This window comes from Bradyrhizobium sp. USDA 3364, from assembly GCF_054056355.1.
In genome coordinates this window covers 4364646-4379040 of record NZ_JBSRYG010000002.1, presented here as the reverse complement: position 1 = coordinate 4379040, position 14395 = coordinate 4364646, and the positions used below count along the sequence as shown (strand labels likewise).

Genomic DNA, 14395 nt, shown 5'->3' with positions numbered 1-14395 from the left:
TTAACCTGCGGGCTGGCATTCCAGCCGCAGCGTCCGGCGACGGGAGACAACAATGTTCGGAAAATTCTCGCGCCGCCAGTTTGCGGGCCTTGCGGGCCTCTCGGCGCTCGGCCTGTCGGCCCCGGCCGAGGCCGCGAACCGGGCTTCGCGGCCGAACGGCGCGAACTTTCCGGCCGGCTTCGTCTGGGGCACCGCGACCTCATCGTACCAGATCGAGGGCGCGGTCAATGAGGACGGCCGCGGGCATTCGATCTGGGACACGTTCGCGCACACATCGGGCAAGATCGAAGACGGCTCGACCGGCGACCGCGCCAACGACCACTATCACCGCTACAAGGAGGATGTCCGCCTCATCAAGGAGCTCGGCACCAAGGCCTATCGGTTCTCGATCGCCTGGCCGCGGGTGTTTCCCGACGGCACCGGCGCCCCCAACCCGAAAGGCCTCGACTTCTACAACCGCCTGGTCGACGAGCTGCTCGCGAACGGCATCGAGCCCTATGCCACGCTCTATCACTGGGACCTGCCGCAGGCGCTGCAGGACCGGGTCGGCGGCTGGCGGTCGCGCGACACTTCGAAGGCGTTCGGCGACTACGCCGGCTACGTGGCGCAGCGATTGACCGACCGGGTGAAGAACATCTTCACCCTCAACGAGGTCGGGCGTTTCCTCCCCTTCGGCTATGCGCTCGGCGTCGATGCGCCGGGGCTGAAGCTGCCGCCGGCCGAAGTGAACCAGGCCCGCCACCACGTCGCGCTGGCGCATGGGCTCGCCGTGCAGGCGATCCGCGCCAAGGGTCGCCCTGGCACGCGGGTCGGCCCCGCCGAGAACATCACCGCCTGCGTCCCCGCGTTCAACACGCCGGAGAACATCCGCGCCACCGAGATCGCGACGCGCGAGCTCAATGCAGGCTTCCTCGGGGTCGTGCTCGAAGGCAAATACACCGAAGGCTTCCTGCAATTTGCCGGCGCGGACGCGCCCAAATTCACCGCCGACGAGCTGAAGATCATCGCGCAGCCCAACGATTTCGTCGGGCTGAACATCTACGCGCCGCAATGCTACGTCGCCGCGATGGACAGCGCCCCCGGCTGGAAGCCGCTGCCGATGCCGGCTTCCTTCCCGCACATGAGCTCGGAATGGCTGCGGATCGCGCCCGAGGTGATCTACTGGGCACCGCGGATTGCCGCCAAGCTGTGGAACATCAAGAGCATCTATATCAGCGAAAACGGCACGTCCGGCGAGGACAAGGTCCATCCCGACGGACAGATCTACGACCTCGACCGCATCATGTTCCTGCGCAACTATCTCGGCCAGTTGCAGCGCGCCACCGCCGACGGCGTCCCGGTCCACGGCTACTTCCTGTGGAGCCTCATGGACAATTTCGAATGGATCTTCGGCTACGAGAAGCGCTTCGGCCTGTACCGGGTGGATTTCGAGACCCAGGCGCGGGTGCCGAAAATGAGCGCGGCGTTCTATCGCGACGTGATCGCGCGCAACGCGGTCGGGGTGTGATCTATCCGGGTTGCGGCCGCGCACCGGACCACGCACGCCGGAGCAGGTCGCGGATGCCGCCCTCCTCGATCGGCCGCGGATTCCAGTAGGGATTTTTAGTCGCGAGCGCTGCCGCCTTGGCGATGCCGTCCTCGAGCATGCCAATCTCGGCGAGCGAGCGCGGCGCGCCGAGCTTGGCCGACAGATCGAACAGGCCATCGGCGGCGCTGGCCGCCCCAAGCGCCCGCGCGGCGCGGCCGATCGCCTCGCGCGCGGCTGGCGTATTGTAGGCGATGGTGTGCGGCAGCAGCACCGCATGGGTCTCGGCATGCGGCAGGTCGAACAGCGCACCGACGGTGTGGCAGAGCTTGTGATGCAGCGCCATCCCGACGGTGCCGAGACAGACCGCGCACAGCCACGCGCCGTAGAGCGCGTCCGAACGCGCGTCGAGATCGCGCGGCCGCGCGATCACCTCCGGCAGCGATGACGCGAGTTTTGCGATCGCCTCCTCCGCCATCAGCGAGGTGATCGGATTGCCATCCCGCGCATACAGCGCCTCGGCCGCATGCGCGATCGCGTTGAGGCCGGAGATTGCGGAGAATTTTTCCGGCATCGAGAGCGTCAGGTTGACGTCGTAGATCACGGCCTCCGGCAGGATCTTCGGCGACGACTGCGTGGTCTTGACGCCGTCCACTGTCTCGCCCAGCACCGGTGTCATCTCGGAGCCGGCATAGCTGGTCGGCATGATCAATTGCGGCAGATCGGTGCGCAGCGCAATCGCCTTGCTCAGGCCGGTCGCGGCGCCGGCGCCGATCGCGACCACGCCGTCGGGCTTGAGCTCGCCAACCAGCTCCATCGCGCGCTCGGTCACCGCGACCGGCGTATGCACCACCGCGCCATCGAACACGCCGGCCATGCGGCCGCCGGTCAAGGCTGCGAGATCGCCGAGCTCGGCCTGCTGCCGCCGGCTTGCGAGCAGCAGCGCGCGGGCGATGCCGAGCCGGTCGAGCTCGTCTGCCATCGCAGCGACCGTGCCGACCCCGAACACGACCCGCATTGGGCTGACTTGGTAGATGAATGAATGGGACATGGTGACTTCCGAACTCTGTGTTAACCGCGGCGCCAGTCGCGCGGCGTGCAGCCGAAGCGATGCCGGAAGCGGCGGGTGAAATGCGAGAGATCGGAGAAGCCCCAGTCGAACGCGATGTCGCCGATCGCGCGCCTGGCACTCGCCGGATCCTTCAGATCGCGCGCCGCGCCGTCGAGGCGGCGGTCCATCAGATGGCTGACGAATGTGGTGCCGGCACGTTCGAACAATTTATGGACATAGCGCTCGCTGATGCCGATCGCGCCCGCAACGGCGGCGACGCCGAGCCCGGGCTCGCGCAGCCGGCGATCCACGGCGCGGCGCAGCGCCAGCCAGGTCGCATCCGCAAGACCCGCGCTCTCGGCAACGCCTTCGCGGGCGGTCCGCGACAGGCTGAGCGCGACCAGATCGAGCAGCACGTCGAACAGACGGGCGTTATCCGCATCAGACGCACGCAGCGCCGATGTATTGAGCACCTGCGCGGTCTCGGCGATCAGATGACCGACGAACGGATCATCGGACACCCGCGCCGGCGCGACATCCGGCGACGACGGCAGCCGTTCATCGAGCGCTTCGGCCGGCACCCAGAACGAGGCGACCTGCAGCGCAGGGCCGCGGTCGTGCAGCAGCGAGAAGCGCTGCCCGCTGTCGAAAATTCCGACCTGTCCCGGCGACAGGCTGATCTCGCGCCCGGCCTGCCGGATGCGGCAGCGGCCGACGAGCTTGAGGTTGAGGTAGTAGCAGCGCCGGCTGGATGCGGCGATGTCGGCGGCCGAGCGCCGCACGACATGCTCCGGGAAGCTGACCCGGTTGACCGCGCCGTCGCCGAGCCCGACGGTCTCGACGCGCGCGAGGAAACCCGGCGTCGCCGGCGGCTCCGGCGTCAGGTTCATGAAGGCCTGGCAGATCGCCTCGCGATAATAGGCGAACTGCTCGCCTGGCCCTGTGTCCGCGGTGTTCCAGCTCAGCCTGCGCGAGCGATCCGCGGCGGCGATTTGCTGCATCAGTTCACTCCGAGCCCAGTCCGGTTCGGTTACAGCCAAGCGCGTTCCCGGGGTCCGGGTCAATATCCATCAGGAAGCACATGAAGCTTGCGCGTATCCCGGGCCGTTCCGGACGCAGCAATCGATCTCATGAACCACGAGGGAGGTACAACATGTCAACCTATGTTCTCGTCCATGGCGCCTGGCATACCGGCGCCGAGTTTGAACCGGTTGCGGCTGCGATCCGCAAGGCCGGCCATGTCGTCCACACGCCGACCATCAGGGGCAACCGCCCCGGCGACCGGAAGGACTCCGGCCTTGCCGAGGCGATCCAGTCGATCGTGGATTATCTCGCCGAGCACAATCTGAAGGACATCGTTCTGGTCGGCCACAGCTATGGCGGCATGGTCATCACAGGCGTTGCCGACGCCGCCGCCGATCGCATCCGGCGGCTGGTGTACTGGAACGCGTTCGTGCCGAACAATGGCGAGTGCCTCAACGACATGGTGCCGCCGCACTATGTCGGCCTGTTCGACGCCATTTACGCCGAGCGCGGCGACGGCTCGGTGGTGCTGCCGTTCCCGGTCTGGCGCGAGGCCTTCATCAACGACGCCGATCTCGAGACGGCGCAGCGCGCCTACGACAAGCTCAACCCGCACCCGCTGAAGACCTTCCAGGACAAGATCGCGCTGCGCACCAATCCGGCCGAGATGCCGATCGCGAAATCCTACGTCAACTGCACGGAAGATACCGCCATGCCGCACAGCCTGCCCTGGCATCCGCGGTTGTCGGAGAAGCTCGGCCTGTTCCGCCTGGTCCAGGTGCCGGGCAGTCACGAGCTGTGCTTCTCCAATCCGGAGCGGCTGGCGCAGGCCTTCCTCGACGCCGGCCGCGATTAGGTTACCGCCCTGTACGCCGGCGCGGTCGCGAGGAAGCGGGCATAGGCGTCCGCATCCGGCGGGGTGAACTTTTCGACGAGCGGGTTGCGGCGCGACGCCTTGGTGCCGATATCAGCCAGCAGCTCGTCGAAATGCTTGAAGTGATAGGGCGCGACGCACAGCCCGCCATAGACGCTCGCTGCCGGACGCTCGACGCGCTTGAAGTTCAGCATCATCGCGATGTTGTCGTGCATCTCGGCCGCGCTGGGCTGCCGCGCGAGCTGGCCGTCGGCATAGCGCACCAGCCAGTTCGCGGCGAGATCCGCGCACAGCACGGTGCAGAAGCTCGAATTGAAGCCGACGAAGCCCATGTCGGGCAGATCGGGATTGGCAATCAATCGATAGAGCCGGTACTGCCCGTCGGGCTCGACCAGCTTCTTCTGGTACTCCTCGGAAAGAAACGGCACACCGAGCTTGTAGCCGATCGCGAGCACCGCGACGTCGGCCGCGACGCGCTGGCCGCCGCTCATCACGATGGTCTTGCCGTCATAATGATCGAAGGTGCCCTGCACCGCCTTGATCCGGCCGTCGGCGACCATCGGGTAGAAGCCTGGGGTCGCGATCGGCACCGAGCAGTTGACGCCGTCCTCGATCCGCTCCTTGGGCACCATGCCGCACTGCTTGAGCTTGAGCTGCATCTTCAGCATGCTCTCCAGCCCGCGCCAGTTCGCCCACACGAACGGCTTGGCCACGACATGCGCAAGCCGCGCCATCGGCCCGATGCCCCAGCTCGCAAACATCTGCTCCTGCGCGCGGATGTAGAGGATGCGCTTGAAGTTGACGAGGCCGCCGACGAAATAGGGGATCCGCCACACCGGCTCGCGAAACACGATGGTGACTTCGCTGGCGCCGGAATTGACCGCATTCACCGCGATGTCGGTGGCCGATTTGGAGCCGCCGAGCACGACCACCTTGCGGCCCCTGGCGAGATCAGGATCGCCGTATTGCGACGAATGCAGGATCTGGCCGCCCTGCGCCTTGAAGCCGTCCTCGCCGGCAAGCGGCAATGTTTGCGGCTCGTTGAATTGCCCGGTGCAGACGGCGACGAAGTCGAAATCCTCGTGACCGGTGGCGCCGTCGGTCGAGCGCAACGCGAGCGTCCACCCTGGTTTGCCGTCGGTGCGACGCGTCATGCCCTCGACCCTGGTGTTGAACCGCATCGCGCCGTCGAGCCCATGGCTGCGCGCATAATCGCGCAGATAAGCATGGACCTGCGGGCCCTTCGGCCATTCCGGATAGGACTCCGGCATCGCCTTGTCGGTGTAGCGATAGAGCTCCTTCGGGCTCTGGGTCTGCACATCGGGATAGGAACGCGCCGGCTCCCAGACCCCGCCGAGATCGCCGCTGCGCTCGATGATGGTCACCCTGTGACCGCGACCGGCAAAGGCCTTGCCTGCAGCGAGCCCGGAAATGCCGGCGCCGATGACGCACACATGCTTCTGCTTGACCATGAAACCGCTCCGCAATGAATGAACAGATCCAATTCATAAGCGCACGCGTCCCCGTCATCACCGGAGGCCCCTCCGGCGACTGCCGCCTCGCGTGCATATTGCCTCGAACTGCCCGCCTAGTCGTTGGCTTCCGGCGGCAGGAAATCCACCTCGTGCTCGGCGGAGATGCGCACCACTTCGACCGGGTCCTGCAGATTGTGCAGCTTGTCGAACAGCGCCTCGAGCTTCTGCATCGGCGACACCCAGAACAGCGCCCGCGCCGGCTTGTCCGACTTGTTGAAATAGCCGTGCGGGATGCCGCGCGGCATGCGCACGAGGTCGCCGGCCTTGGCCTGCACCCAAACGCCGTCGAGCTTGAGGTCGAGCACGCCCTCCTGCACCAGGATGAACTCGTCCTGGGTTGGATGGATGTGCACCGGCACGAACTGGCCGGGATCGCTGTTGGTCTCGAACGCGAAGGTCGAGTCGGTGACCGCCTTCGGATAGTAGACCTGGCCCAGGATATTCCAGGTCTTGCCGCCGTAGCCGGTGCCGGTGCGGGTAATGCCTTTCTCGAGTGTGCCCATGTCAGCCTCTCCAGTTTTGATGCGCATTGCGGACACGGAGCCTGTCGCCGGCCGGTGGGGCTGTCTAGCCGATAAACGAATCCGCGCCCGGCGCCGATCATGCTGCAATGCGGGAGCATCTTCTGCCCTGCCGCCGCATCCGCCTGCGCACCGACCAGGCAGATTGCACGACGAAACGCCGTTCCCCTTTGCCGGCGAATGGACTAGGCTGCAGGATATTTTAGACCTCAAACATCTTCGGACGGCCGGCGTGACTGCTGTTGGCAACGAGGTTTCGGCAAGGGCAAATCCTGCGAAGGCAAGGCTCAAGGATTTCGCCCGCGTCGCGACGGCGCGCGTCGATGACGCGGCCGAGGCGATCGGCCGCATCTTCTGTCCGCATGAGCTGACGCCGGTCGATCATTCCGAGCACGATTTCTCCGCGCACCACAATTGCGCAGATTTCGACGGGTTCTCGGTCAACTACGTCGCCTATGGCGGATCCGTCGCGATCAATCCCGGCTGTCTGGACCGCTTCTTCCTGCTGCAGATGCCGCTGTCCGGCTCGGCCGCGATCCGCACTGCCGCGCGCGAACTCAGCACCGGGCCGCAACACTGCGCTTCGCTGCTGTCGCCGACCATTCCGACCGAAATGACCTGGCGCGGCGACTGCGCCCAGCTCATCCTGCTGCTCGACCGCAAGCTGGTCGAGCATCGCGCCGCGGCGCTTGGCGGCGTCGCCGTGCGGCCGGTCGAGTTCGATCCGGCCGTCGAACTGGGCGGACCACTCGGGCAGACGCTCGCGGCCCGGATCGAGCAGCTCGTGACGACTGCCGAACGGCTCGGGCCGCGTCGAACCCTGTCCGCGGTCGCGGCGGCCGACTGGCGCGAACAGTTTCTCAATGTCCTGCTCAACGACCAGCCGCACAGCCTGAGTTCGGCGATCGATGTCTTCAATGGCCGCACGGAGGCCCAGCCGGCCGCGCTGAAGCGCGTGCGGGCCCGTCTGGAGTCTCGCGCGGCCGAGCCGCTGGATCTCGCCGAGCTTGCGGAGATCGCCGGCACCGGCATCCGCGCGCTGCAACTCGGCTTCCGCCGCCATTTCGGCACCACCGTGTCCGAGATGCTGCTCGACATCCGCCTCGCCCATCTCAACGCCCGCCTCAAGACCGCGCGGCCGGGCGAACGCATCGTCGATATTGCATTCGACCTCGGCTTTACCCATCTGAGCCGGATGGCGAGCGCCTACCGCGCCAAGTTCGGCGAAAGCCCGAAGGCGACCCTGCATCGGCTGAGCTGAGCTGCGGCGGTTCCGATCGGGTCGCCCCGGCCCTGCCCATCCGGCCAGTTTCGCCGTCAGCCGCAACATCCCAGATTGAGGGAAGCCAACGGAGTTTCCCATGACCGAACCAAACATCCTTGCCTCGCTGTCGTCAGCCCTATCGGAGACCATTGCGCGCGCTGCGCCATCGGTCGTCTCGGTGCATTCGCATCGCGCGCGCGCCTCGGGCTTTGTCTGGAAGGCGGGCCTGATCGTCACCGCGGACGAAGCGCTGGCCGACGAGGGCGAGATCGAAATCCAGTTCGCCGACGGCAGCCGCAGGCCAGCGACCGTCGCCGGACGCGACCACACCACCGACATCGCGCTGCTGCGCGTCGATGGCGATGTCGCGCCGATCAAGCTGTCGGCCGGTGTGCCGGCACTCGGATCGCTCGCGGTGATCGTCGCGGCCGACCGCGGTGCGCCGATCGCGCGGCTCGGCATGGTCTCGCGGTCGGGCCCGGCCTGGCGCAGCCTGCGCGGCGGCGAGATCGACGCGCGGATCGAGCTCGACATCCGGCTGCGGCACAGCCAGCAGGGCGGGCTCGCACTGAATGCCGCGGGCGAGCCGTTCGGCATGGCCGTGCTCGGCCCACGCCGCGTGCTGACGATCCCGGCCGCGACCGTCGAGCGGGTCGCGGCGCAGCTCGAGAAGAGCGGCCGCATCGCGCGCGGATATCTCGGCGTCGGATTGCAGCCGATGCGCCTCGATGACGGCCTCGGCGCGATGGTGATGAATGTCGACAAGGCCGGCCCCTCGGCCGCCGCGGGCATCCGCCAGGGTGACGTGATCATCGCCGTCAACGGCGAGAAACTGTCGGGCGTGCGGGCGCTGTCGCGCGGCCTCGGACCGCAGAGCGTCGGCAGCGTCGTCGAGCTCACGGTGCATCGCGGCGGCGAGCCGCTGAACTTCAAGGTGACGGTCGGCGAGAGGCCCGAGACGTGAGCAGTGACCCTGCCACCGACATCGTGATTGCGCTCGAGATCGACGATCCCGTGCTCGCCGACCGGCTGGCGACCCTGCTCGGCAGCGTCGCCGGTCTGCGGCTCGCCGCGCCGGGCGAGCAGGTGACGGCTACGATCGTCGCACGCAACCGCGAGACCACAGGTGCCCGCGACTTCGAACTGACGCCGCGCGAGCTCGACGTGCTGGCGCTGCTGGCGGAGGGCGCATCCAACAAGATGATCGCGCAGCGGCTCGGAATTTCCGTCCACACCGCCAAGTTTCATGTCGGCTCCCTGCTCGACAAGCTCGACGCCACCGGCCGCACCGACGCCGTCGCGCATGCCGCGCGGCGCGGGGTGATCAATCTGTGAGGCGTGCGCGGAGGTCTCTCCACACGTCGTCCCTGCGAAAGCAGGGCCTCCAGCGGGTGTCGCAGGCGGGACCCACTGTTCGTCGTCCTGGCGAATGCCAGGACGACGAACAGGATGGTCGCGATGACAGCTGAGAATGGGTGAGCACACGGCTCCCCGCGCGTCGTCCCGGCGAGGGCCGGGACCCATAACCACCGCACTTGGTGATGAGCGGAATCGCGGCCCCGGCGTCGCACGACAATTCGCATACGTGGCAATGGGTCCCGGCTTTCGCCGGGACGACAGTGAGTGTGCGGCACGGTTTGTGAGTCATAGCCTACTGGACAGCGCGCCCAATCAGTGATTGCGCAAATTCCGCCGCGCGGACGCTTAGACCAAATATGTAGGTAGTCGTCCGGATACAGACGCCGCTTCGATCTCGCTATGCAAGCTTCAGCCAACAAGAAGAAACGGCATGAAGAAGCTGATCGACCGTCATCGGGACATACAATACACGCTCACCAATCTCGAACCCGACCTCTGGAGCTGGTCATTCGAAATCAACGGCAAGATCAAGCGCGGCACCACGCGGGCGCGGCTCGGCCTGCTAGCGCAGCGCCGGGTCTGCACGCTTATCGACCGCGAACTGAAAAGCGCGGAACGGGACAAGCCGGACAAGCCCGACTAAAGTGCGACGGGGTCTGGCTGACTCGTTATCGCGCTTTCATTCGCTCAAGATAGCGCGATGACAGAGGCCGCGACGTCGAGCCGTGGTCCGGCGTAGCGCTTGTCATCGGGCCCGCCCTCGCCATGGCCGACGCTCCAGTTGGCCGGCCACGCGAACCGTTCGAGCGCGGTCGCAGATATCGCCACGCACGATGTCCAGCGTGTGTCACCGCGGCGTCGCCACAGCACGCCGCCCGGTCCCATGTCCAGATAGAGCGCGATGTCGAGATCAAACTCCTGGTCTGCACCGAGATCGGGACCGATCCAATAATGCGGACTGCGGCCGCGTTCGCGCCCCAGGATCAAGGTGAGCGTCTGCCTCGGCCCGCGCAAGCCGAGCCAGAGCGGTGCGATCATGTCAGGCACGGGCGTGCACAGCAGCGTCTGCGGCGCGGCGACGTCAGCGGCGGTGCGGCCCGACAGTTTCAGGGCAATGAGCGTCGCGGGCGGCGCCGTCCCGGATAGTGGCGCGGGGCTGGTCCCGCGCGGCAGCGACGACCAAGCGGCTTGATCGAGCGACGGCAGCGGCCAGGCGAGTTGCTCGCGCACGACGCCTTCGGTATCGAGCACCTGATAGCGCAGACCGTGCTGATCGAGCGCCGCCTGCACGCAATGCAGATACTCGACGCCTTCGGGCATGCGGTGCGCGGTGCCCGCGCCCGCCGTGCAGATCTGCAGCACGCCGCGATGGACCTGAACGTCGAAGGCGAGGATGTGGCTGCACAGATAGGCGGCCACATCGGCGCGCACCAGGATATCCCAGAACCGCTTGCTGTATTCTTGGCCGATCTCGCGCTGATAGCTGCCGCTGAAGCCGTTGATCGGGTAGACCGGATGATGACCGAGCACCAGTTTGTGCCTGGCATCCTTGTGCTGTTCGAGGATTCCTTGCAGCCAATCGGTCTCGACGTGCCCCTCGCCGCCGAGGCCGCTCCAAAGCGTGTGCACGAACACCATCAGCAGATCGTCGCGGCGAACCCAGTAGGACAGGCCGTCCTGACCGGACGGGCCGTTGCACGGCAGCTTCAGCACCTCGCGAAACACCGCCTCGCTCATCTCGTCATAGGTGGTGTGGTTGCCGGTCGTGTGCCACAGCGGCACAGCGCGCCGGTCAAGCCAGGCCATCTCGACCTCGAGCCAATGCCGCCATTGCGCGCGCAGCGCGTCGGCATCGGGGGTGAGGCCGATGATCTCGTCGCCGGGGAACAGGATGAATTCGGGCCGCGGGTGCAGCCGGCGGACCACATCGTTCACCGACGCGAAAGTACGCTCATGCAGCGCAACTGCTACCCCCGAGCAGGCGTCGGCATAGATCACGAACTGGTGGCCCGAACCTCTCGGCAACAGAGACGATATCAAGTCATTCATGATCGGACCACGGCTTCGCGAGCCGCATCATAGAGGAAGCCAGACCGATCGCTCAAGGCAGACATTCGCACGCGCGAGGTTGCAGGCAGCCTGCGCATTTGGAATCGTATGCAGCGCGCATTGCATCCGACCTGTGATCAAGGAGTTCCGGCGTGGCCATTCTCAAGGACTTCGGCATCGGATTCTACAAGATCCCGCTTCCGGTCGTGCTGAGCGACAGCACGCATGGCGAGATCACGGCGTTCGAGCTCGTCACGATCCGCGTCCGCGACGCCGATGGCGCGGAAGGCACCGGTTACACCTACACCGTCGGCCGCAACGGCGGCGCCATCGCCGATATCCTGAACCGCGAAATCGGCGAGATCGCGCGCGGGATGGAGGCCGACGACACCGAGCAGCTCTGGCACAAGGTATGGTGGGCGCTGCACTATGGCGGCCGCGGCGGGCCGGCGGTGCTTGCGCTGTCCGCGCTCGACATCGCGTTGTGGGACCTCAAGGCGCGACGGGCGTCGCTGCCGCTGTGGCGGCTGCTCGGCAGCTTCGACCGCCGAGTACCCTGCTATGCCGGCGGGATCGATCTCGATCTGCCACTGGACGGTTTGCTGAAGCAGACCGACGACAATCTCGCCAAGGGCTTTCGTGCCATCAAGATGAAGGTCGGCCGGCCGAGCCTCGCCTCCGACGCGGCGCGCGTGAAGGCGATGCGCGGCCATCTCGGCGACGAATTTCCGCTGATGGCCGACGCCAACATGAAATGGACCGTCGAGGAGGCGATCCGCGCCGCGCGCGCCTTGCAACCGTTCGACCTGACCTGGCTCGAGGAGCCGACGATTCCGGACGATGTCGCGGGGCACGCAAGGATCCTGCAAGCGGGCGGCGTGCCGATCGCGGCCGGCGAGAACCTGCGCAGCCTGTGGGAGTTCAAGCCCTATATCGCCGGCGGCGCACTGTCCTATGCCGAGCCCGACGTCACCAATTGCGGCGGCGTGACCAGCTTCATGAAGATCGCCCGCCTCGCCGAGGCCTTCAATATCCCGGTGACCAGCCATGGCGCGCATGACATCACGGTGCATCTGCTGGCGGCGTGCCCGAACCGCTCGTATCTCGAGGCACACGGCTTCGGCCTCGACCGCTACATCGCAGACCCGCTGGTTCTCGAGCAGGGCATGGCGATCGCCCCCGACCGGCCGGGGCACGGCATCACCTTCGACTGGAAGGGTCTGGAGCGGCTCAGCGCGGGATGATGCAGGGCCAAGAAATCTGGCGAACGGCATCCCCGCGGCCATCCTTCGAGACGGCCGCTGCGCAGCCTCCTCAGGATGAGGTCTTGTTTTGCGGCGACAATCCCAAACCCTCATGGTGAGGAGCGCCGCTTGCGGCGCGTCTCGAACCACGAGGCCGCAGACGCACACCAGGACGTGATTTTCGGAAATGCTGCTCTGCCGGCGCGCGCTAGGCGGCGTCGCGGCAAACTGCTAGCGTTTCGCGCTTCAGATTGCCTTACTCGAGGATCGGAGCAAATGGACAACCGTAGTGATGTTTGGCGGGGCGTTGACGCGATCAAGCCGCGTTTCATCGAATTGAGCGACCGGGTCTGGGCGATGCCCGAGGTCTGCTACACCGAGGCGCGCTCCTCCGCCGAACATCTGGCCGAACTGCGCCATCAGGGCTTTCGCATCACCGAGAACCTCGCCGACATCCCGACCGCGGTGATGGGCGAATGGGGCGAAGGCGGACCCGTGATCGCCTTCCTCGGCGAATATGACGCCCTGCCCGGCCTCAGCCAGGAGGCCGGCATCGCCGAGCATCGTCCGGTCGAGAGCGGCGGCCACGGCCATGGCTGCGGCCACAATCTGCTCGGCTCCTCCGCACTGCTCGCCGCGACCGCGGTGAAGGACTGGCTCGCCGCCAACAAGGTGCCGGGCCGGGTGCGCTATTACGGCTGCCCCGCCGAAGAAGGCGGCGCGGCCAAGGCCTTCATGGTGCGCTGTGGCGCGTTCGAGGACGCCGACATCGCCATCACCTGGCATCCACACAGTTTCTGGGAGGTGGCGGTGACGCCGTCGCTCGCCAACACGCGCGCCGATTTCATCTTCACCGGCCGCACCTCGCACGCGGCGGCCTCGCCGCATCTCGGCCGCAGCGCGCTCGATGCGGTGGAATTGATGAATGTCGGCGTCAACTACATGCGCGAGCACATGCCGAGCGACGCGCGCGTGCATTACGCGCTGCTCGACACCGGCGGCATTGCGCCGAACGTGGTGCAGGCCCATGCCCGCGTGCGCTATTCGATCCGCGCCCGCGACCTGCCCGGTATGAACGAGCTGGTCGAGCGCGTGCACAAGATCGCGCAGGGCGCGGCGCTGATGACCGAAACCAAGGTCGAGATGAAGATCATCTCCGCGGTCTCCAACATCCTGCCGAACACGCCGCTGGAACAGACGCTGCACCGGATCATGGAAGAGCTCGGCCCGCCGCATTTCGACGATGCCGACAAGGATTTCGCCGGCAAGATCCGCGCAACCCTGACCGACAAGGACATCGCCTCGGTGTATTACGCGATCGGCATGGAGCCGACCGACCGGCCGCTCGCCGACTTCCTGGTGCCGATCGACGCCAAGCGCAATCCGCTGATCGGCTCGACCGATGTCGGCGACGTCAGCTGGGTGGTGCCGACCGTGCAGGTGCATGCACCGACGGTTGCAATCGGCACGCCGTTCCACACCTGGCAGGTTGTGGCGCAGGGCAAGATGCCGGCCGCGCACAAGGCGATGGTGCAGGCCGCCAAGGCGATGGCCGGACTCGGCGTCAAGGCGCTGATGGAGCCGGAGCTGATCGAAGCCGCCAAGGCCAATCTCAAGAAGCGGACCACCCGCACGCCCTATGTCAGTCCGCTGCCGGCCAATGTTGCACCGCCGTTGGACATGTCGGTCGCCTGAGATCTGTATCTGCACCGGACCCGCGCGCCGAAGCGCGGGCCGGCAACCGCTTCGCGCAAAAACGCGCTCGCGTGGCAAAAAAACATCTCGGAACAAAGGATAACGAACAAATTTTCCGCAGTGCGAGGCGCGCACAGCCGCGCTTTGGCGCCGATATGCCGAACCGATGTGCGACCCGGAGAGGTTCTGCACAAGCGATAGCCAAAAGACCTAGGCGCGGGAGAGCGGGAGGCGTTGACCTTCGCGGTCATTCGG

At 66.4% G+C, this 14395-nt stretch carries 13 protein-coding genes; 8 read left to right on the top strand and 5 right to left on the bottom strand.

The window, feature by feature from the left end:
• The first annotated feature begins 52 nt into the window (after positions 1 to 52).
• Positions 53 to 1507: a GH1 family beta-glucosidase gene (locus ACVILL_RS20655; protein WP_456730738.1), complete on the top strand. Its 1455-nt coding sequence runs from the start codon at positions 53 to 55 to the stop codon at positions 1505 to 1507.
• A 1-nt stretch (position 1508) separates the two neighbouring features.
• On the opposite strand, the gene ACVILL_RS20650 is transcribed toward ACVILL_RS20655, so the two are convergent.
• Both ACVILL_RS20650 and ACVILL_RS20645 read right to left on the bottom strand, forming a co-directional pair.
• Positions 1509 to 2576: a maleylacetate reductase gene (locus tag ACVILL_RS20650; protein WP_456730737.1), complete on the bottom strand. Its 1068-nt coding sequence runs from the start codon at positions 2574 to 2576 to the stop codon at positions 1509 to 1511.
• 20 nt (positions 2577 to 2596) lie between these two features.
• Positions 2597 to 3577 (bottom strand): helix-turn-helix domain-containing protein, encoded by a 981-nt coding sequence (locus tag ACVILL_RS20645; RefSeq protein ID WP_456730736.1) that lies wholly within the window; start codon positions 3575 to 3577, stop codon positions 2597 to 2599.
• Positions 3578 to 3729: 152 nt separating this feature from the next.
• Here ACVILL_RS20645 and ACVILL_RS20640 point away from each other — a divergent pair, with 152 nt between their 5' ends.
• The gene (locus ACVILL_RS20640) at positions 3730 to 4455 is read left to right on the top strand and encodes an alpha/beta hydrolase (protein WP_456730735.1); all 726 of its coding nucleotides are present in this window, start codon (positions 3730 to 3732) and stop codon (positions 4453 to 4455) included.
• Here ACVILL_RS20640 and ACVILL_RS20635 read toward each other — a convergent pair.
• Both ACVILL_RS20635 and ACVILL_RS20630 read right to left on the bottom strand, forming a co-directional pair.
• Positions 4452 to 5945 carry a flavin-containing monooxygenase gene (locus tag ACVILL_RS20635; RefSeq protein ID WP_456730734.1) on the bottom strand — a complete coding sequence of 498 codons (1494 nt, stop codon included), beginning with the start codon at positions 5943 to 5945 and terminating at the stop codon, positions 4452 to 4454. The two genes, ACVILL_RS20640 and ACVILL_RS20635, sit on opposite strands and share 4 nt — an antisense overlap.
• 116 nt (positions 5946 to 6061) lie before the next feature.
• Positions 6062 to 6511 carry a cupin domain-containing protein gene (locus tag ACVILL_RS20630; protein WP_050424788.1) on the bottom strand — a complete coding sequence of 150 codons (450 nt, stop codon included), beginning with the start codon at positions 6509 to 6511 and terminating at the stop codon, positions 6062 to 6064.
• Positions 6512 to 6761: 250 nt separating this feature from the next.
• Between ACVILL_RS20630 and ACVILL_RS20625 the strand changes: the two genes are divergently transcribed.
• From ACVILL_RS20625 to ACVILL_RS20610, 4 genes are all read left to right on the top strand, one after another.
• Positions 6762 to 7790: an AraC family transcriptional regulator gene (locus ACVILL_RS20625; RefSeq protein WP_456730733.1), complete on the top strand. Its 1029-nt coding sequence runs from the start codon at positions 6762 to 6764 to the stop codon at positions 7788 to 7790.
• A gap of 100 nt (positions 7791 to 7890) precedes the next feature.
• Positions 7891 to 8757, top strand: a complete 867-nt coding sequence (locus ACVILL_RS20620) for a S1C family serine protease (protein ID WP_456730732.1) — start codon at positions 7891 to 7893, stop codon at positions 8755 to 8757.
• Positions 8754 to 9128, top strand: a complete 375-nt coding sequence (locus tag ACVILL_RS20615; protein ID WP_456730731.1) for a response regulator transcription factor — start codon at positions 8754 to 8756, stop codon at positions 9126 to 9128. The genes ACVILL_RS20620 and ACVILL_RS20615 overlap by 4 nt, the downstream gene beginning before the upstream one ends.
• Positions 9129 to 9582: 454 nt before the next feature.
• Entirely contained in the window at positions 9583 to 9795 is a 213-nt protein-coding gene (locus ACVILL_RS20610) for a hypothetical protein (protein ID WP_456730730.1), read from the top strand.
• A 44-nt stretch (positions 9796 to 9839) separates the two neighbouring features.
• On the opposite strand, the gene ACVILL_RS20605 is transcribed toward ACVILL_RS20610, so the two are convergent.
• Positions 9840 to 11201 carry a metallophosphoesterase family protein gene (locus tag ACVILL_RS20605; RefSeq protein WP_456730729.1) on the bottom strand — a complete coding sequence of 454 codons (1362 nt, stop codon included), beginning with the start codon at positions 11199 to 11201 and terminating at the stop codon, positions 9840 to 9842.
• A gap of 152 nt (positions 11202 to 11353) precedes the next feature.
• On the opposite strand from ACVILL_RS20605, the gene ACVILL_RS20600 reads away from it, so the two are divergent.
• A complete protein-coding gene (locus tag ACVILL_RS20600) occupies positions 11354 to 12445 on the top strand; it encodes a mandelate racemase/muconate lactonizing enzyme family protein (protein WP_456730728.1) in 1092 nt (363 codons plus the stop codon).
• A gap of 276 nt (positions 12446 to 12721) precedes the next feature.
• Positions 12722 to 14140 carry a M20 family metallopeptidase gene (locus ACVILL_RS20595; protein ID WP_456730727.1) on the top strand — a complete coding sequence of 473 codons (1419 nt, stop codon included), beginning with the start codon at positions 12722 to 12724 and terminating at the stop codon, positions 14138 to 14140.
• The last annotated feature ends 255 nt before the right edge of the window (positions 14141 to 14395 follow it).

What these genes read in the sequence shown, in the direction of transcription:
- ACVILL_RS20655 (WP_456730738.1), top strand. Translation starts at nt 53, where the DNA reads ATGTTCGGAAAATTCTCGCGCCGCCAGTTTGCGGGCCTTGCGGGCCTC.
- ACVILL_RS20610 (WP_456730730.1), top strand. Translation starts at nt 9,583, where the DNA reads ATGAAGAAGCTGATCGACCGTCATCGGGACATACAATACACGCTCACC.
- ACVILL_RS20595 (WP_456730727.1), top strand. Translation starts at nt 12,722, where the DNA reads ATGGACAACCGTAGTGATGTTTGGCGGGGCGTTGACGCGATCAAGCCG.
- ACVILL_RS20650 (WP_456730737.1), bottom strand. Translation starts at nt 2,576, where the DNA reads ATGTCCCATTCATTCATCTACCAAGTCAGCCCAATGCGGGTCGTGTTC.
- ACVILL_RS20620 (WP_456730732.1), top strand. Translation starts at nt 7,891, where the DNA reads ATGACCGAACCAAACATCCTTGCCTCGCTGTCGTCAGCCCTATCGGAG.
- ACVILL_RS20605 (WP_456730729.1), bottom strand. Translation starts at nt 11,201, where the DNA reads ATGAATGACTTGATATCGTCTCTGTTGCCGAGAGGTTCGGGCCACCAG.
- ACVILL_RS20640 (WP_456730735.1), top strand. Translation starts at nt 3,730, where the DNA reads ATGTCAACCTATGTTCTCGTCCATGGCGCCTGGCATACCGGCGCCGAG.
- ACVILL_RS20645 (WP_456730736.1), bottom strand. Translation starts at nt 3,577, where the DNA reads ATGCAGCAAATCGCCGCCGCGGATCGCTCGCGCAGGCTGAGCTGGAAC.
- ACVILL_RS20635 (WP_456730734.1), bottom strand. Translation starts at nt 5,945, where the DNA reads ATGGTCAAGCAGAAGCATGTGTGCGTCATCGGCGCCGGCATTTCCGGG.
- ACVILL_RS20630 (WP_050424788.1), bottom strand. Translation starts at nt 6,511, where the DNA reads ATGGGCACACTCGAGAAAGGCATTACCCGCACCGGCACCGGCTACGGC.